The following is an 18284-nucleotide window of genomic DNA, read 5'->3' as shown; positions in this document are numbered from 1 at the left end:
GAAGAGCCGGAACCAATAAATAATTGGCACTGACATTCATCGACACACTATTGAGTTCTCAAAGAACACACGCACACACATCCGAACCAGAAAAACTCCGGTGCTTCAGTGAGGCAACTTTTCCAGCTTAGCGCGTCCAGTCCTCCGGAACCAAATCCGAACTATGGCCGAGCCAGTGTGATCGCCAGGCGCTCCTCGTCCTACCTCGTTTCCCAGGCCACGCTGAACCTCTCGGCTCGGCGTCTCGGCTCCGGGTCGGTGTCCGTGTCGCTCTGACCTGGAATAAGTTACGCAGACACTCGCACCATGTCAAATCCCCAGGTAAAGGCGAGTTCTGGTGCGACCGGGCACTATCGGGCCGACCGAATCGGGCCCGCGAGGCCGACCCGAACAGGCCCAGGGGCGTCGCTGTATTCGCCGGACGAGAACTTTCCGGTTGCCGCCACCGGATCGCGAAATCGATATGTATCGGGCACATGCCCGAACCCGCACTTCACGCGGTATTCCCGGTAAGTGCTCATCGCTCGATCGAGCGGCTCGCGCCGATAGCTGACCGTCGAGAGCCCATCGGGTTGTATCCCGAAGGCGCGCAGTCGCCGAGCGGCTCACGCTCGGCGATGCCTATGGCCCCTGACAGGCCCGCGCCGGAGTACGTGGAGACGATCGGGGCGTTCGTGGCGGAGACGGAGGGATTTGAACCCCCGGTCGCTCTCGCGACGCTCGCTTTCAAGGCGAGTGCATTCGGCCGCTCTGCCACGTCTCCAGTGCAGCGATCTTAACGTGTCAGGCGGTCGGGGCGGCTGTGGTGCCGTCGACCCGGGTGAACACCTGGTGGATGGTGTCGAGTTGGTCGGCGTCGAGGAGGTCGACGAAGTGGCGGCGGACGGCGGCCACGTGGCCCGGGGCGGCGGTGCGCAGGATGCGCAGACCGATGTCGGTGAGCTGAGCGAGGACACCGCGGCCGTCGCGCGGGCAGGAGGAGCGGCGGACCAGCCCGCGTGACTCCATGCCGCGGATCTGGTGGGTGAGGCGGCTGCGCGAGGACTGGACGCCGTCGGCGAGTTCGCTCATGCGCAGGGCGTGGCCGGGTGCCTCGGACAGCAGGACCAGGATCCGGTACTCGCCGAAGGTGAGGTCGTTGTCACGCAGGAGCTGACGGTTGAGGGTGGCCATGAGACGTTGGTGGCCGTCCATATAGGCCCGCCAAGCTCGCTGTTCGTCCGCGGACAGCCAACGGGGTTCAGCAGCGGCGAGGTTCGACGGCTCGGGCACAGCGAGATTCTAAAACGGGCATAAGTCGCACTGTGTGAACAGGCCGGTCAGAACGGCGTGGTGAGCACGGAGCGGTCGAGGGCGGCGACGCTGGACCGGCCACACAGGCCGAGAGAGGAGTCGACGTCGGCGAGCAGCAGGCGCAGGGCATGGCGGACGCCGTCGCGGCCGGCGAGGGCCAGGCCGTAGGCGTACGGGCGGCCGTACAGGACGGCTTTCGCGCCCAGCGCCAGCGCGATCAGGACATCCGAGCCCGTGCGGACGCCGGAATCGAACAGCACGTCGGCGCGGTCGCCGATGGCGGAGACGACGGCGGGCAGGGCGTCGAGGGCGGCGATGGAGCCGTCCAGTTGACGACCGCCGTGGTTGCTGACGATCACGCCGTCGGCGCCCGCGTCGACCACGATGCGGGCGTCGTCGGGATGCAGGATGCCTTTGATCGCGATGGGCAGATCGGTCCATTCGCGCAGGCGGGTGATGTCGGCGGGGCGCAAGGTGTGATTGCCGAACAGGCCGACCCAGGTGAGGACGGCGATCCGCATCGCGTCCTCGCTCTGCTCCGGCGGCATGGGGAGCTTGGCGCGGAAGACCGGATCGGACAGGTAGTTGGCGATGCCCTTGCCCGCCAGAAACGGCAGATGGGCGAGTTCGAGATCCTGCGGACGCCAGCCGAGGGACGGGGTGTCGACGGTGACGACGATGGCCTTGGCGCCGGCGCGCTCGGCGCGTTCGACGAAGGAGCGGGCCAACTCGTCGTCGGCGGGCCAGTAGAGCTGATACCACCATTCGCCCGCGGCGGCGCCGACATCCTCGATGGTGCTCGAGGCGGCGGTCGAGAGCACCGAGCCGATGCCCAGTTCCTCGGTGACCTCCGCGACGATCACCTCGCCGCGCTCGTGTACCAGTTCCAGCACCCCGATCGGGGCGGTCAGCACGGGGGCGGCCAAGTGGGTGCCGAGCACGTCGACCGAGAGGTCGCGGGCGCCGGGGCCGGTGGTGCCACGCAGCATGCGGGGCACGATGCGGTGCTTGTCGAAGGCGGCGCGGTTGGCCGCGGCGGTGCGGCCGGAGGAGGCGCTACCCGCCACATAGGCGTATTCGGCGGCGCCGAGGACATCGCGGGCGCGCTGCTCGAGCCCGTCGGCCGTCATCGGCAGTTCGGGCAGTTCACCGCCCAGTCCGCGCAGGTAGATCTCGTTCTGGAAGTCGATGAAACTGCTCACGGGTGGAACGCTAGCCCGACGGCGTCGATCGCGCTGGGCGGATTCCGCAAATCGCCGGCCGACCTGCTCGCGGCGGATTACGCGGCTGCGACTCGACTCACACGGTGCCGGATCGCGAACGGCGGGTCGCAGCGTTCCGGGTTCGATCGCTACGGGCGCGGCGAACGGAGCAGTATGGAGAACATGCGTGCGATCGAACTGAACGGATTCGGCGGACCGGAAGTGCTGGTGTGGGGGAAAGCGCCCGATCCCTCGCCCCGGCACGGTGAGGTGCTGATCGACGTGGTGGCCGCCGGGGTGAACCGCGCGGACATGCTGCAACGGCAGGGCAAGTACCCGCCGCCCGCCGGGACGAGCGACGTGCCCGGCCTGGAGTGCTCCGGCGTGATCGCCGAACTCGGTGACGGCGTACGGGACTGGCGGGTCGGTGACCGGGTGTGCGCGCTGCTGTCCGGCGGCGGGTACGCCGAGCGGGTCGCGGTGCCCGCCACCCAGCTGCTTCCGGTCCCCGACGACATGGATCTGGGGGCGGCGGCCGGATTGCCGGAGGTCGCGGCGACGGTGTGGTCGAACCTGGTTTCCACCGCGGGCCTGCACGCCGGGCAGACGGTACTGATCCACGGCGGTGGCGGCGGGATCGGCACGCACGCGATCCAGGTCGCGAAGCAGCGCGGCGCGCAGGTGGCGGTGACGGCCGGCTCGGCGGAGAAGCTCGAGCGCTGCCGGGAACTCGGCGCGGAGGTACTGATCGACTACCGCGAACAGGATTTCGTCGACGTGGTGCGCGCGCACACCAACGGCCGAGGGGCGAACGTCATCCTGGACAACATGGGCGCGTCCTACCTCTCGCGCAATGTCGCCGCGCTGGCCCCGCACGGTCACCTGGTGATCATCGGCATGCAGGGCGGGGTGAAAGGCGAGCTGAACATCGGTGCGTTGCTGGGCAAATGGGGCAGCGTGCACGCCACCAATGTGCGCAACAGACCGGCGACGGGGACCGGGAGCAAGGCCGAGATCATCGCCGACGTGCGCGCCAGGCTGTGGCCGCTGGTCGAGGACGGATCGGTGGTGCCGGTGATTCACGCCGAGATCGACATCGCCGAGGCGGGCCTGGCGCACGAGCTGCTGGACTCCGGGCAGGTCGTCGGCAAAGTCGTGCTGCGCGTCCAGGAGGAGTGAACGGCGCCCCCGCGACCCACCCACTCCGGCCCGTAGGCCGGTGAGCCGTCGTCATCGGCGAGTGTTACTCCAGCGGGCCGCTATTCCAGCGAACCGAGTGCGCGGCCGAGCTGGTCGATCTCGAACTTCGTGGTGTAGGGCGCCAGCCCGACGGTGACCGCTCCACCCTCGTCGTTCACGCCCAGCGCGTCGAGCAGCCTGCTACCGCCGTGCACGCCGCTGAGCGTGCCGATGCGTGCGTCGGCCAGCTTGGCGGCGACCTTCTCCGCCTGCATTCCGGCCACCGTGAAACTGACGGTCGGGATGCGGGTGGAGGCGCGGCCGATGACGGTGAGGGCGTCGATCTTGTCGAGGGTGTCCATCAGGTGCTCGAACAGCGAGTCGTGATAATCCTGCAGCGAGGTGATGGAGATCTCCAGACGCTCGCGGCGGGTGCCCTCGGCGCCCTCGTCGAGACCGGCGAGGTAGTCGATCGAGGTGGTCAGCCCGGCGAGCAGGCCGTACTGGTGACCCCCCACCTCCAGTCGTTCGGCGCCCTTGGCATAGGGGTTCAGCGACATCGAGGGGATGCGGTCGAGGAAGGCCGGATCACGGAACACCAGCGCGCCGATCTGCGGACCGCCCCATGCCGGGGCGCTGACCGCGACCACGTCGGCGTTGAGTTCGTCGATGTCGATCAGCGCGTACGGCGCGGCGCCGAACGCGTCGGCGACCAGCAGACCGCCCACCTCGTGCACCCGGTCGGCGGCCACCCGCACCGCGGGCGCGGAGCCCACGATCGGCGAGGCCGCGGTGAGCGCGACGAGCCGAGCGGTGGGGCCGATCAATTCCTCGAACTGCCATGACGGCATCTCACAGGTCTCGATCTCGACCTCCGCCCAGCGCACGTGCGCTCCGTAGCGGTTGGCGATGCGCAGCCACGGCGCGACATTCGCCTCGTCGTCCAAGCGCGACAGCACGATCCCGGTGCCCAGACCCAGACGCGAACTCAGCGATTCCGCGAGCCAGGCCAACAGCACCGCTCGATCCGGACCGAGCACGACACCTGCCGGGTCGCCGCCGACCAGATCGGCGACCGCCTCGCGGGCGGCGTCCAGCACAGCCGCGCTTCGCCGCGCCGCCCCATGGCGTCCGACATGGGAGAACGACGTCGTACGGAAACCCGTTGAGACGGCACGAGATACCGAATCCGGGACAAGCATGCCGGCTTGCGGATCGAGATGAATCCAGCCGTCGCCCAGGGACGGTATAAGGCCCCGAACCCTCGCGACGTCGTAAGTCATATCGGCCACTCTAATCGGCGTCCACGCGGCTCGGTACGGACCCGGCGAACGCCCGGCGTCCGGCTCCGCACGCCGGAGGTTTAGCGCGTCCGGCGACAACGCGACATGATAGGGGTCATGACGCATTCGGACGAGACACCCGATTCCATCGTCGTGGTCGGCCCCGACGGGCAGCCGCTGGTGCTGCAGGCCGGTGCGAGCGACCGCGCCGATGCGGTGCCCGCCGACGACGAAGTCACCGCCGAGGACTCCGACGAGCGCGCCGAGCAGGGCGAATCGCTGGCCGACATGGTGGAGCAGCCCGCCAAGGTGATGCGCATCGGCACCATGATCAAGCAGCTGCTCGAGGAAGTGCGCGCCGCTCCGCTCGACGACGCCAGCCGCAGCCGGCTCAAGGAGATCCACCGCTCCTCGGTGCGCGAACTCGAGCAGGGTCTCGCGCCGGAGCTGCGCGCCGAGCTCGAGCGGCTGACCTTGCCGTTCGGTGAGGAGGCGGTGCCCTCGGACGCCGAGCTGCGCATCGCCCAGGCCCAGCTCGTCGGCTGGCTCGAAGGCTTGTTCCACGGTATCCAGACCGCGCTGTTCGCCCAGCAGATGGCCGCCCGCGCCCAGCTGGAACAGATGCGCCAGGGCGCGCTGCCGCCCGGGCTGCAGATGGCCGATCCCCGCGCGGGCCGCGGCGACCACGTCACCGGCGGTTCCGGCCAGTACTTGTGAACCCGGCGAGCGGCCAGGGTCGGATGCGTCCGATGAGCTGGGACCATCCCGACCGCGGACGCCTGCTCGAAGGGTAGTGTCGAGCACCGTGCCCGCCGCTGCCGCTCGCCCCGACTCCGAAGTGAGTGCGGTGCCTCCTGAACAGAGCTCGGTACCAACCACCGAGCAGAATCCGGCGACCTCGAAGAACACCGAGAACCCCGAGGCGAACGCAGCGGTGGCTTTCGTGTCCGACTCGCAGACCTTCCGGCGCGCGTTCCGGGATATGCGCGACGGCTTCGGGCAGCGCGAGCTGTGGCTGTCCCTCGGCTGGCAGGACATCAAGCAGCGCTACCGCCGCTCGGTGCTCGGGCCGTTCTGGATCACCATCGCCACCGGCGTGCAGGCCGCCGCCATGGGCATCCTCTACGCGACGCTGCTCGGTCAGCCGTTGCGTGAGTACCTGCCCTACGTGACGGTCGGCCTGATCGTGTGGAACGTCATCTCCGCCAGCATCCTGGAGGGCTCGGATGTGTTCATCGCCAACGAGGGGCTGATCAAACAGCTGCCCTCGGCGCTGAGCGTGCACATCTACCGGCTGGTGTGGCGGCAACTGCTGTTCTTCGCCCACAACCTGGTGATCTACCTGCTGCTGCTGGTCGGCTTCGGGGTGTGGGAGAACCTCAGTTGGGCGAGCCTGCTGGCGATACCGGCGATCGTGTTGATCTTCCTGAACTCGATGTGGGTGTCGATCCTGTTCGGCATCTTCAGCACCCGCTACCGCGACATCGCCCCGATCCTGGGCTCGATGACGCTGATGCTGTTCGTGCTGACCCCGGTCATGTGGACCACCAAGACCCTCGAAGACCAGATCGGCGGCGCGAGCGATCGGGCGCGGCTGGTCGAGATCATCCCGACCTTCCACTACCTCGAGATCGTGCGCGCTCCCCTGCTGGGCGAACCGCAGGAGCTGCGTCACTGGGTGATCGTCGGCACGATCACGGTGATCGGCTGGATCGGCGCGGTATTGGCCATGAAGCAGTACCGTGCCCGCGTGCCGTACTGGGTGTAGGAGCCGCACATGAGCAGTGTGAGTATCGATACCCACCACGCGTGGGTGGAGTTCCCCATCTTCGACGCGAAGTCGCGGTCGCTGAAGAAGGCGTTCCTCGGCAAGGCGGGCGGCGCGATCGGGCGCAACCAGTCCGATGTGGTCGTGGTCGAGGCGCTGCGCGACATCAACTTGAAGCTGCGCGAAGGCGACCGGGTGGGCCTGGTCGGGCACAACGGCGCGGGCAAGTCGACGCTGCTGCGGCTGCTGTCGGGCATCTACGAGCCCTCCCACGGCAGCGCCCGCATCCGCGGCCGGGTGGCGCCGGTGTTCGATCTCGGCGTCGGCATGGACCCGGAGATCTCCGGCTACGAGAACATCATCATCCGCGGCCTGTTCCTCGGACAGACCCGCAAGCAGATGCTGGCGAAGATCGACGAGATCGCCGATTTCACCGAACTCGGCGAATACCTGCACATGCCGCTGCGCACCTACTCCACCGGTATGCGGGTGCGCCTGGCGATGGGCGTGGTGACTTCCATCGACCCGGAGATCCTGCTGCTCGATGAGGGCATCGGCGCGGTCGACGCCGAATTCATGAAGAAGGCCAGACTGCGGCTGCAGGAGTTGGTGGCCCGGTCTGGCATCCTGGTGTTCGCGAGCCACTCCAACGAATTCCTCGCCCAGCTCTGCGATTCCGCGCTGTGGATCGACCACGGCCAGATCCGCGAGCGCGGCGGCATCGAGGATGTGGTGCGCGCCTACGAAGGCCCCGAGGCAGGAAATCACGTGGCGACCGTGCTGCGCGAGATGGAAGCCGAGCGGGCAGGCCGCGCGAAGGAATCCGCGGACGACAGTGCGAAAGAACTGGAGCAGAACACTGCATGAGCGGTCAGCGCCCGGAGGCGGAAGCTCGCGTAACCACGCAGGGCGCCCGCACATGCACGAAGGAAACAGCATGAGCGGTCAGCGCCCGGAGGCGGAAGCTCGCGTAACCACGCAGGGCGCCCACACATGCATGAGGGGAACAGCATGAGCCCGGAAGCTCGCCCCACCGCGGAGTCCGGCGCCGGTGACGCGACCGGGACGGGATCGCTCGGGGAACGCGAGGCGACGCACGCTGTTCCACCGCCGGTGAACTCACCGGAGGAGGGCGCCGCAGCGTCGGAGACCTCCGCCGCCGACGCCTCGGCGGGCACACGCGGTGGTGTCGAAAGCGGCGCCGGTACCGATGGATCCGACGGCGGCGAGAACTCTGACACCGTTGCCGCGGACAGCGCGACCTCGCGTGCGGACGAAACCGCGCGGCCTTCGTTCGACGGCTTCGAGATCGACCCCGTCGGTGGCGAGGCGATGTCGTATCTGCCCGAAGCCGGCACCGGGCCCGAGGCCCGGATCGTCGCGATCGTGGTCACCCACAAGCGGCGGGAGCTGCTGGCCGAGTCGCTGAAAGTGCTGACCTCGCAGACACGGCCGATCGATCACCTGATCGTGGTGGACAACGCCAACGAGGCCGAGGTCGCCGAATTGGTCGAGCAGCAGCCGATCGAGACGACCTACCTGGGTTCGGCCCACAATCTGGGCGGCGCGGGCGGATTCGCGCTGGGCATGCTGCACGCGCTGACCCTCGGCGCGGACTGGGTGTGGCTGGCCGACGACGACGGACGCCCGGACGGCCCGGAGGTGCTGGCCACCCTGTTGGATTGCGCCGGTCGGCATGGTCTGGTCGAGGTCTCCCCGGTGGTCTGCGACATCGACGAACCCGATCGGCTGGCCTTCCCGCTGCGTCGCGGCGTGGTGTGGCGGCGGTTGCGCTCCGAACTCGGCGACGACGATTTCCTGCCGGGCATCGCCTCACTGTTCAACGGCGCGCTCATCTCCGCCAAGGCGGTCGACGTGATCGGCGTGCCGGACCTGCGGCTGTTCGTGCGTGGCGACGAGGTGGAGGTGCACCGGCGGCTGGTCCGCTCCGGGCTGCCCTTCGGCACCTGTCTGCAGACCGCCTACCTGCATCCCAACGGCGCGGCCGAATTCAAGCCGATCCTGGGCGGGCGGATGCACACCCAGTACCCGGATGATCCGGTGAAACGCTACTTCACCTACCGCAACCGCGGTTACCTGATGTCGCAGCCGGGCATGCGCAAACTGTTGCCGCAGGAGTGGATCCGGTTCTCCTGGTTCTTCCTGGTGACCCGCCGCGATCCGGCCGGGCTGCGCGAGTGGTTCCATCTGCGCTCGCTGGGCCGCAACGAGCAGTTCGGCAAACCCGACTAGATCGCATCCGCGCAGGTGGAAAATCCTTTGCCGGATACGCGCGGGGCGTGCGAGAGTATCCGGCGTCGGTGTCGGAACGAGAGAGACGAGGAGGTGGAACACATGACGGATGTGCGGTTTGTCGTGCGCCGGGTCCCGGCCCGCGCCGCGGTGTTTCCCTCCCCCGGGGTGTTCTTCTCCCCCGAGGGCCTCCACAACTCTTAGCCGAGCCCCGCGTCGGGTTCGGCCCGACGAAGGATGCTCTGGAATGGTCGACCACGACCTGCTCGTTCCCTACGGCTGGACCGAGACCGTCGCCGCGCGGTACGCGGCATATCTGGACGAGGACTGCGTCCCCGCGCGCGTCCTGCGCATGGATCGCAGCGAATGCGATGTCATCACGCCCACCGGGCCGAGGCGAGCGCAGTGCCCGCGCGCGGACTCCCCGATCAGCGGGCTGTGCACCGGCGACTGGGTGAGCCTGAACGCCCGCGGCGAGGTGCGCGCGCTGTTGCCGCGCCACACCGCGATCGTGCGCTCGTCGGCCTCCGGCCGATCCACCGGACAGGTGCTCGCCGCCAATGTCGACACCGTGTTGATCTGCACGGCCGCCGACGGCGATGTGGATCTGGGCCGGATCGAGCGGATGCTCGCCCTGGTGTGGGAGAGCGGCGCGCAGCCGGTCGTCCTGCTGACCAAAGCCGATGCGGCGGGCGAGATCCCGCTCGACGAGGTGCGGGCGGTCGCGCCGGGGGCCACGGTGCTGGCGGTGAGCGCGAATGCCGGGTTCGGCCTCGATGTGCTCACCGCACTGCTGGACGGGACCGTCGCCCTGCTCGGCCCGTCCGGCGCGGGCAAGTCGACGCTGGCCAATGCCCTGCTCGGCCGGGAGGTGTTCGCCACCGATGAGGTTCGCGCCGTGGACAAGAAGGGCAGGCACACGACCGTGCACCGGGAACTGCGCCCGCTGCCCGGCGGCGGCACGCTCATCGACACTCCCGGCCTGCGTGGCGTGGGCTTGTGGGACGCGGCCGAGGGCATCGAACGCACCTTCAGCGATGTCGAGGAGTTGGCGGCGCACTGCCGGTTCACCGATTGCGCGCACGAGTCCGAGCCGGGCTGCGCGGTGCGCGAGGCCATCGAAGCCGGGGTGATCACCGAACGCAGGTTGACCAGCTATCGCAAGCTGGCCAAAGAGAACGCCTGGATGGCGGCACGCACCGACAAGCGGCTGCAGGCCGAGCGTGAGCGCGTGTGGCGCGGCATCGCCAAACAGCAGCGGCGGAATTACCGCGAACGCGACAACCGCCGCTAGCACATCGGATCCTGGGGTCTCCGCGCGTCACACCGACGCTCGGAGGCCCCGGGGCCGTGTCACGCGAGGCCGACCATCGGGTTGCCACCGCACGAGTGCCGCGAGGCACGGAGTCGTCCAGCGCGCCGGGGCACAGACGCGCGACCATCGGACACCAGTCCCTCGCGCACCCGGCGGCCGCCGGTATTCGGCTGTGCCTCGGCGAGTTGCGCGCCGACGCCGTGGGCGCCCGATCACCGGCGCCTTTCCGGATGGGACTATGCAACTGGTTGCATATCGTCGCCGACCCGCTTACGGTGAGAGACGACCGTCGCGGAGCACCGCACCGCACCGCGACACGAGGCGCGTCCGGGCGGGCGAGACCCGCGCGGGCGCTCGCGACGAAGGAGCATGTCGATGACGGAAAACAAGCCGCTCGCGGGTAAGACGCTGATCATGTCCGGCGGCAGCCGGGGCATCGGCCTCGAGATCGCCAAACGCGCCGCGGCCGACGGCGCCAACATCACCCTGATCGCCAAGACCGACCAACCGCACCCGAAACTTCCCGGCACCATCCACACCGCGGCCGCCGAGGTCGAGCAGGCGGGCGGACAGGTCCTGCCCTTCGTCGGCGACATCCGCGTCGACGAGTCGGTGGCGGAAGCGGTGCGCCAGACCGTCGAGCGGTTCGGCGGGATCGATCTCGTGGTGAACAACGCCTCGGCGATCGACCTCTCCCCCACCGACGCCCTGTCGATGAAGAAGTACGACCTCATGCAGGACATCAACTGCCGTGGCAGCTTCCTGCTGTCCAAGCTGTGCCTGCCGCACCTGCGCGAGTCCGCGCGCGCGGGCCGCAACCCGCACATCCTGACGCTGTCCCCGCCGCTCAACCTGGACCCGAAGTGGGCGGGCGCGGCCCTCGGCTACACCATCGCCAAGTACGGGATGTCGCTGACCACCCTCGGTTTGGCCGAAGAGCTGAAGAACGACGGCATCGGCGTCAACTCGTTGTGGCCGCGCACCACCATCGCCACCGCGGCTGTGCGCAACCTGCTCGGCGGCGAGGAGATGATCGCCACCTCCCGCACCCCCGACATCTACGCCGACGCCGCCTACCTGGTGCTCACCTCACCGGCGGAGAAGACCACCGGCAATTTCTTCATCGACGACGACGTGCTCGCCGCGCACGGCATCACCGATCTGGACAAGTACCGGGTGGTCCCGGGCGACGGGCCGCTGAGCACCGACCTGTTCCTCTGAGAGACCGCGGGCAGGCGGGCGCCGACGCCGCTGCCGGGCGCCACGCGGTCGGGCCCGCCCCCGCGACGGGCCCTCCGGACGACGAGAGGCCGCACACGTGGAGTGTGCGGCCTCTTCGTCACGCGGGGGTGTGCGGCGAGTTCAGTCCGCCTTGATCCCGTAGAGACGTTCCCAGTTCGCGCGGCTGGTGAGCTCGGGCATCGCGGCCCGGTACTGCGACTGCAGCGCGGGCAGCTCGCGGCGCAGTCGGCGCAGCACCCGGATGGTGCGCAGCAGCAGCGCGCGGGCGCGCGCCTTGTCGCGGCGGCGGATGCGGACGCCGGACTGCGAGGCGTCGGTGACCACCACGTGGTCGAACAGGGAGACGTGCCACCAGTAGGCGTCCTCGCGGGTGACGCCGATCAGCCCGTGCTGGGTGCGGCCGAACCACTGGTCGACGGCGCGCTTGATCAGGATCAGCAACGCCCGGCTCGGCTCGCCGCCCGCGCGCCGGACGGAGATGTCCGCGGCGTTCACCGGCGGGGTGGCGGCCGGGTGCTTGATGGTCTCCGGGTAGTCGGCGCGCTCGGCGCGGGCGGCGGCCAGCGCGGCGATGCCGCCGTCACGCAGGGTTTTTGGGCCGTCCATGAAGTCCTCGATGCCCTGCAGGGTGGTGTGCACCAGCCCGTACTGCATGGCCACCAGCTGCTCCGCGATATTGCGGAACAGCTGCTTGGTGATCTTCCTGCCGTCCAGGTCGGTGTGCATGGCGCCGACGATCAGCGAGTTACGGGTGGAGAAATACCTGGCCCAGTCGTCGTAGTCCTTCCAGTAGAAGTCCGCGTGCCAGACCGCCGCGTTCGGCAGGGTGACGGTGACGAACCCGTGTTCGCGGGCCCGCACGCCGTACTCGACGTCGTCCCACTGGAAGAAGATCGGGATGGGCAGGCCGATCTTCGCGACCACCTCGGCCGGGATCAGGCAGGTCCACCAGGCGTTGTAACCGGCGTCGACGCGGCGTTCCTGGTTCTTCTTGAGCATGGAGGTGTTGCGCAGCGCCTTGGGCACCCGCTGACCGTGGCGCAGTTCGCCGAGATGCACTTCCTCCGCCCCGACATTGAGGTAGTCGGGGTTGAGCAGGAACAGCATCTGCGCGCCGACCAGGGTGGGTTCCACGGTCATGTTGGCGAAGGCGTTCAATCGCAGCACGGTCTCGGGCTCACACAGGATGTCGTCGTCCATGAGGATGACGTCGGCGTGCTCGTTGACCGCGGACACCTCGTAGAGACCGCGGGTGAAGCCACCCGCGCCGCCGAGGTTGGGCTGGCGGATGTAGCGCAGCTTGTCGCCGAAGGCGGGCTCGACCTCTTGGTAGCGAGCGCGATCGGCGACCGGATCGGTGCCCTGGTCGACGACGTAGACCGCGTCGATGGCGGCCAGCACGGTGGGATCGCCCGCGAGCGCGGCGACCGTCTCGGCGCAGTCGGCGGCCCGGTTGAACGTGCAGATGGCGATGGCGACCGGGCGGATCCGCTCGGGAGCCGCGGCGGTCCAGACCAGTTCCTCGATGCCCAGCTCACCGCCGTCGGCGTCGAACTCCAGCCACAGCGCGCCGCCGTCGACGAACTGGTCCAGCGGTGCGCTCAGCGTGGCGACGCCGCTGGCGGTGGTGGTCAGGCTGTCGATGATGCGGCGGTGCCCGGCGATGTCGGAGGCGACCAGGCGCACGCGAGCGCGGCGGCCGACCTCGAGGGCCATCGTGACGGTCACCTCGGTGACGGTGGTCCAGCGTTGCCAGTAGCTGGCCGCGAACCGGCCGAAGTAGGTGTTGGTGTGGACGGTGACGCCCTTGTCCAGGCGCAGGGCCAAACGCTCGCGCGTCACCTTGCCGCCCTTGGCGACGGCGTAGAGCTCGTCGTTGATCTTGGCGGACGGGCCGGTGTAGATGCCGCGTTGCAGCACGAGCCGGTCGGGGGCTCTGTGGTCGACGCGCAGCGCGGCCGGAGCGGCTGCGGCGGTTCGGCGGTCGTCAGATTCGGAAACGGCCTGGATAGCCGACTGGTCCATGAAGTCCTCGAAATTCAACTTGGTGCCGACGGGGACGAACCACACGCCCCGGGATGCCGAGCGCGGCGTGGCGAGAATATCAACCGTCGAAGGAACATGCGTGTCAGCGACCGGTGCGCCCGGCGGGTCGGTCGCCACTGTCGGTGAATACGAACTTGTCATACGCCCAGTAACGGAACACCACCGCGAGGGCCTGTCCGACGAACAATCCGGCGATATTGTCCGCCAGCGGTGAGGACAGCCCGAGCACATAACGTGAAAAGCCGAGACAGCCCAGTTGCAGGCCGATCGCGGCCACATTGAACGCCGCGTAGAGCAGATATTGCCGGGCCGCGTTGCCCGGTTTCTTGTCCCGGTAGGTCCACCACTTGTTGCCGAAATAGGTGACCACGGTGGCCGCCGCGATGGCGATGACCTTGGCGGGCAGCGGGGAGTGGAACATCACACCTTCGCCACCCCAGAACACGAGCAGGTTGTAGACGCCGGCGTCGACGACGAAACCGATGGCGCCCACCACCAGGAACGCACTGCCCTTGCGCAGCGCCGCCGCGAGAGCGGCGGCGCGGCTTGCGGGCGCGGACACCCGGTCTTCCCCCGAGGCGGGTACGGAAGCGGCCGCCGATCGCTCGGCCGGTGGAACAACAGGGTCGGGGTAGGACACCTCGGCGACGGTACCCCAGACGTGTACCCTCCCCGATGTCCCCTTCGCCCCCCGAGATGAGGATTGTGACCCGGGTGGACTCCACCGACCTTCGCATCGCCGCAGTGGTCCCCTGCCACAACGAAGAGGCATCCGTCGCCAAGGTCGTCGCCGACCTGCGTGCCGCCGTGCCCGGCATCGTCGTCTACGTCTACGACAATCTCAGTACCGACCGGACCGCCGATAAGGCGCGCGAGGCGGGCGCGATCGTGCGTTACGAGCACACCAAGGGCAAGGGCAATGTGGTCCGGCGCGCTTTCGCCGACATCGAGGCCGACGTCTACCTGATGATCGACGGCGACGACACCTACGAGGCGTCCGCCGCCCCGCAGATGATCGAGACGCTGCTGGCGGGCCCCTACGACCACGTGCTCGGCGTGCGCAGACAGGACGAGGGCGCCTCCGCCTACCGGACCGGCCACGAGACCGGCAACAAGGTGCTCAACGGTGTCGTCGGCAAGGTCTTCGGCGAGAACGTCGAGGACATGCTCAGCGGGTTTCGCGTGTTCTCCCGCCGTTTCGTCAAGAGCTTCCCCGCCGTCTCGCGCGAATTCGAGATCGAGACCGAACTGACCGTGCACTCGCTGCACTTGCGCGTGCCGCAGACCGCGGTGCCGGTGGGTTTCCGCGACCGCCCGGCGGGCAGCGAGTCCAAGCTGCGCACCTACCACGACGGCTTCAAGATCCTGTCGCTGATCATCGGACTGGCCAGGCACGAACGCCCCGTCGCCTTCTACGGCCTGGCGGGCACCCTCGCCTGGCTGATCTCGATCGTGCTGACCGTCCCGATCGTCGTCGAGTTCACCCGCACCGGCGAGGTACCGCGCTTCCCCACACTCTTCCTCGGCTTCACGCTGCTGCTGCTGGGCAGCCTGGCCTGGACCGCGGGCCTCATCCTCGACGGCATCCGGCGCTCCCGCCACGAGGCGGCTCGCCTGGTCTACCTGCGCTATTCGGCGGCCGGAGCGGACGAATCGCCGCGGTTCGGACAGCGCGGGCGGGTGCTGTGCGATGACGAGGCCGCGCGTTGACCAGGTCCACCGATCGCGACACCGCGGTTCCGGGTGAATCCGATTCGACGGCAGCGGCCGACGCCGAGAATCCCGCGGCCGCCGAGATCGAGACACCGAATTCGGCCGCGGAGACGGATCCGGACTCCGCGATCGTTCCGGCTCCGGACCGGACAGCGCCCGTGGCGGAGCCGACTCGGCTCGACGGGACGGCGCGACAGGACACGACCGCGCAGGACGGGCGGGCGCGCAACGACGAGGCGGTGGCGCGCGCGCCCGGCCGCACCCGCGTGCTCGCCGGGCGCGCGCACCGGCGATTTGGTGGCGCGACCATCGCCTTCGTGGTGCTCGCGGCGATTTTCGGCGCGGTGTTCAGCATCATCACCCCGCCGTTCTGGGGTCACGACGAAATCACCCAATTCGGGCGCGCCTATCAGGTCGCGCACGGCGGATTCCTGCCGACCGAAATCGACGACGAGCGCGGCGTCGCCTACGGCCATGTCGTTCCCGTCGAAATCGACGACCTCATGGGTTACGCGATGGGCGACTATCGGGAGAACCCGGACGAGCCGGGCGCGATGGTCGCCGATCCGATGGTCTACGAGCGGATGCGCGCGGCCGAGGTCGGCGACGAACAGCGCACCCTGTGGTTCACCAATACCGCCGCCTACTCTCCCGTCGCGTATGTGCCCGCGGCCGTGGGCATCCGGGCCGGTGAAGCGCTCGGGCTCGATGTCGGCGGCATGGTGCTGCTGACCCGGCTGGCCGGGCTGCTCAGCTACCTGCTGGTCGTCGGTTTCGCGCTCTACGCATTGCGCGCGTACCGCATCCAGTGGCTGGCCTTCACCGTCGCCGTGCTGCCCATCGCGATCTTCCAGGCGGGCACCGTCACCGCCGACACCATGACCAACGCACTCGCGCTGCTGGTGTCGGCGCTGCTGGTCAAGGGCTTGTTCCTGGGCCGCGAGTACAGCAGGGCCGAGACACTGGCCTACCTGGCCGCGACGCTGCTGCTGCCGCTGAGCAAGCCGACCTACATTCTGCTGGCCATGCTCATCGTGCTGGTCCCGGTGCGCCGCTTCGCCTTCTTCGGCAAGGTCGCCGACAGCGGGTTCGACTGGCGGCGACTGGTGCCGTGGGCGTTCGCCGGCGTCGGCGGTGCGTCCTTCCTGGCCTGGACGGCGGTCGCCGCTCCCACCGGCGAGGGCATGGGGCTGATGCGCCCGCAACACCAGTGGTACACGGTGCAGCCGGACGAGCAGCTCGGCGAGATCCTCGGCGACCCGATCGGTTTCCTCGAGGTGTTCCGCGACAGCCTGATCTACCGCGACCAGCTCTGGTTCACCCAGTTCTTCGGCGAACTCGGCTTCGCCTACATCGAGGTGCCCGCCACCGCCGTGCTCGGCTGCCTGCTGGCGCTGGCCGTCGGTGTGGGCATCGGCGACCGGATGGACGCGGCCTCGGCCACCCGATGGCGCACCACGCTGATCGCGCTGACCATTGCGGCGGGCGTCGCGATGATCTACGTGACGCTCTACATGTCATTCACGCCGGTCGGCTACTACATCATCGACGGTGTGCAGGGCCGCTACTTCGTTCCGCTGGCCCTGCTGGCCTTCGCGGCGCTGCTGCGCTGGATGCCGTTGCGGCTCAGCGACGCACAGGGGCGTACCCCGGTCTTCGGGCCGAGCATTGTGGTGGTGTCGGCGACGACGGTCGCGCTGGTGGCCACGGTCGTCAAGTACCACACCATCGTCTGGGGCTGAGGCGTTCGCCGAGTCGGCCACCGGCGGGCCGGTCAGTCGTGCGGTGCGGCCACCGTCTGCTCCCCCGCGGCCGCGTAGGCCCGCTCGGTCGCGTCCTTGTGCGGCCGCCACCAGGACTCGTTCTCGCGATACCAGGCGATGGTGGCGGCGAGGCCGGCGCGGAAGTCGGCGTAGTGCGGCCGCCAGCCGAGTTCGGTGCGCAGCAGGGTGGAGTCGATGGCGTAGCGCTGGTCGTGGCCGGGGCGGTCGGTGACGTGGTCGAAATCGTCCGGGTCACGGCCGAATTCCTCGAGCAGCATGCGCACCACGGTCTTGTTGTCCAGTTCGCCGTTCGCGCCGATCAGGTAGGTACGGCCGATGCGGCCGCGCTCGAGGACGTCCCAGACCGCGCGATTGTGGTCGTGCACGTGGATCCAGTCCCTGATCTGGTGGCCCGCGCCGTAGAGGCGGGGCCGCACGCCGTCGATCAGATTGGTGATCTGGCGCGGGATGAACTTCTCCACGTGCTGGTACGGGCCGTAGTTGTTGGAACAGTTGGACAGCGTCGCCCGCACCCCGAACGAGCGGGTCCACGCGCGCACCAGCATGTCGCTGGCCGCTTTGGTGGCCGAGTACGGGCTCGACGGGTTGTAGGCGGTGGTCTCGGTGAACGCCGGCTCGTCCGGGGTCAGATCGCCGTAGACCTCGTCGGTCGAGACGTGGTGGAAGCGCACGTCGTAGCGGCGCACGGCCTGCAACAGCGAGTAGGTGCCGACGATATTGGTCTGCACGAACGGCCACGGCTCGGCGAGGGAGTTGTCGTTGTGCGATTCGGCGGCGAAGTGCACCACCGCGTCCACACCGCTGACCAATTCGTCGACCAGGTCGAGGTCGGCGATGTCGCCGTGCACGAAGCCGATGTGGTCGGCGACCGGATCCAGCGAGGCCCGGTTGCCCGCGTAGGTGAGGGCATCGAGCACCGTGACCGTCACGTCCGGTCGTTCGGCGACGGTCTGCTGGACGAAATTGGCACCGATGAAACCGGCTCCTCCGGTGACGAGCAAGCGCACCCGCGCGATACTACGTCGCCCGTCCGGTGCACCGATACACCCGGTGACGCCCGCGGTGTGCCGCGGCGGGAAATGACGGGCACCGACCGAGAGCCGGAAGCCGGCGCAAGAGCACACGCGATTCGGGTTTCCGATTTCTCACGATGAGCGCACCGAGAATATGCGCTGGAATTGCGGCAGTCGTCACGGAAGGTTCACT

The 18284-nt window shown here is 68.7% G+C and carries 15 protein-coding genes and 1 tRNA gene; 9 read left to right on the top strand and 7 right to left on the bottom strand.

Features of this window, described 5'->3' with window-relative positions; all coding sequences use genetic code 11:
• Nucleotides 1-675 precede the first annotated feature (675 nt).
• The 3 genes from IU449_RS20615 to IU449_RS20605 all read right to left on the bottom strand — a co-directional run bounded on the left by IU449_RS20615 (nt 676) and on the right by IU449_RS20605 (nt 2495).
• Nucleotides 676-763: transfer RNA gene (locus IU449_RS20615), tRNA-Ser, on the bottom strand.
• Between the two features lie 20 nt (nt 764-783).
• Nucleotides 784-1194, bottom strand: a complete 411-nt coding sequence (locus IU449_RS20610) for a MarR family winged helix-turn-helix transcriptional regulator (RefSeq protein ID WP_195003785.1) — start codon at nt 1192-1194, stop codon at nt 784-786.
• 125 nt (nt 1195-1319) lie between these two features.
• Complete coding sequence (locus tag IU449_RS20605) at nt 1320-2495, bottom strand: lactate 2-monooxygenase (protein ID WP_195003719.1); 1176 nt, start codon at nt 2493-2495, stop codon at nt 1320-1322.
• A gap of 183 nt (nt 2496-2678) precedes the next feature.
• Between IU449_RS20605 and IU449_RS20600 the strand changes: the two genes are divergently transcribed.
• A complete protein-coding gene (locus IU449_RS20600) occupies nt 2679-3674 on the top strand; it encodes an NAD(P)H-quinone oxidoreductase (RefSeq protein ID WP_195003718.1) in 996 nt (331 codons plus the stop codon).
• Between the two features lie 80 nt (nt 3675-3754).
• Here the strand turns inward: IU449_RS20600 and IU449_RS20595 are convergent, their stop codons facing one another.
• Nucleotides 3755-4957 carry a cysteine desulfurase-like protein gene (locus IU449_RS20595; RefSeq protein WP_195003717.1) on the bottom strand — a complete coding sequence of 401 codons (1203 nt, stop codon included), beginning with the start codon at nt 4955-4957 and terminating at the stop codon, nt 3755-3757.
• 117 nt (nt 4958-5074) lie between these two features.
• Between IU449_RS20595 and IU449_RS20590 the strand changes: the two genes are divergently transcribed.
• The 6 genes from IU449_RS20590 (at nt 5075) to IU449_RS20565 (ending at nt 11514) form a co-directional block, all read left to right on the top strand.
• On the top strand, nt 5075-5674 hold the full coding sequence (locus IU449_RS20590) for a bacterial proteasome activator family protein (protein WP_195003716.1): 600 nt from the start codon (nt 5075-5077) through the stop codon (nt 5672-5674).
• A 265-nt stretch (nt 5675-5939) separates the two neighbouring features.
• Entirely contained in the window at nt 5940-6725 is a 786-nt protein-coding gene (locus IU449_RS20585; RefSeq protein ID WP_228805444.1) for an ABC transporter permease, read from the top strand.
• 9 nt (nt 6726-6734) lie between these two features.
• Nucleotides 6735-7592 carry an ABC transporter ATP-binding protein gene (locus IU449_RS20580; RefSeq protein ID WP_195003715.1) on the top strand — a complete coding sequence of 286 codons (858 nt, stop codon included), beginning with the start codon at nt 6735-6737 and terminating at the stop codon, nt 7590-7592.
• Between the two features lie 465 nt (nt 7593-8057).
• Nucleotides 8058-8978, top strand: a complete 921-nt coding sequence (locus tag IU449_RS20575) for a glycosyltransferase (protein WP_195003783.1) — start codon at nt 8058-8060, stop codon at nt 8976-8978.
• A gap of 247 nt (nt 8979-9225) precedes the next feature.
• The gene (rsgA, locus tag IU449_RS20570) at nt 9226-10272 is read left to right on the top strand and encodes a ribosome small subunit-dependent GTPase A (protein WP_195003714.1); all 1047 of its coding nucleotides are present in this window, start codon (nt 9226-9228) and stop codon (nt 10270-10272) included.
• Nucleotides 10273-10668: 396 nt separating this feature from the next.
• Complete coding sequence (locus tag IU449_RS20565) at nt 10669-11514, top strand: SDR family oxidoreductase (RefSeq protein WP_195003713.1); 846 nt, start codon at nt 10669-10671, stop codon at nt 11512-11514.
• A gap of 141 nt (nt 11515-11655) precedes the next feature.
• Here the strand turns inward: IU449_RS20565 and IU449_RS20560 are convergent, their stop codons facing one another.
• Together IU449_RS20560 and IU449_RS20555 are read right to left on the bottom strand one after the other, a co-directional pair.
• Nucleotides 11656-13560, bottom strand: a complete 1905-nt coding sequence (locus tag IU449_RS20560; RefSeq protein WP_195003712.1) for a glycosyltransferase — start codon at nt 13558-13560, stop codon at nt 11656-11658.
• A 103-nt stretch (nt 13561-13663) separates the two neighbouring features.
• Nucleotides 13664-14143 (bottom strand): GtrA family protein, encoded by a 480-nt coding sequence (locus IU449_RS20555; RefSeq protein WP_195003711.1) that lies wholly within the window; start codon nt 14141-14143, stop codon nt 13664-13666.
• Between the two features lie 134 nt (nt 14144-14277).
• On the opposite strand from IU449_RS20555, the gene IU449_RS20550 reads away from it, so the two are divergent.
• Together IU449_RS20550 and IU449_RS20545 are read left to right on the top strand one after the other, a co-directional pair.
• On the top strand, nt 14278-15291 hold the full coding sequence (locus IU449_RS20550) for a glycosyltransferase (protein ID WP_228805227.1): 1014 nt from the start codon (nt 14278-14280) through the stop codon (nt 15289-15291).
• Nucleotides 15288-17036 carry a DUF2142 domain-containing protein gene (locus tag IU449_RS20545; RefSeq protein ID WP_195003710.1) on the top strand — a complete coding sequence of 583 codons (1749 nt, stop codon included), beginning with the start codon at nt 15288-15290 and terminating at the stop codon, nt 17034-17036. The genes IU449_RS20550 and IU449_RS20545 overlap by 4 nt, the downstream gene beginning before the upstream one ends.
• Nucleotides 17037-17068: 32 nt before the next feature.
• On the opposite strand, the gene rfbB is transcribed toward IU449_RS20545, so the two are convergent.
• Nucleotides 17069-18085, bottom strand: coding sequence for a dTDP-glucose 4,6-dehydratase (gene rfbB, locus IU449_RS20540; protein ID WP_195003709.1), 1017 nt, complete (start codon nt 18083-18085; stop codon nt 17069-17071).
• Nucleotides 18086-18284 lie beyond the last annotated feature (199 nt).

Origin of the sequence: Nocardia higoensis (genome assembly GCF_015477835.1) — a bacterium.
Taxonomy (GTDB): domain Bacteria; phylum Actinomycetota; class Actinomycetes; order Mycobacteriales; family Mycobacteriaceae; genus Nocardia; species Nocardia higoensis_A.
The sequence above is the reverse complement of the archived record's forward strand: the minus strand, read 5'-3'. Positions and strand labels throughout refer to the sequence as shown.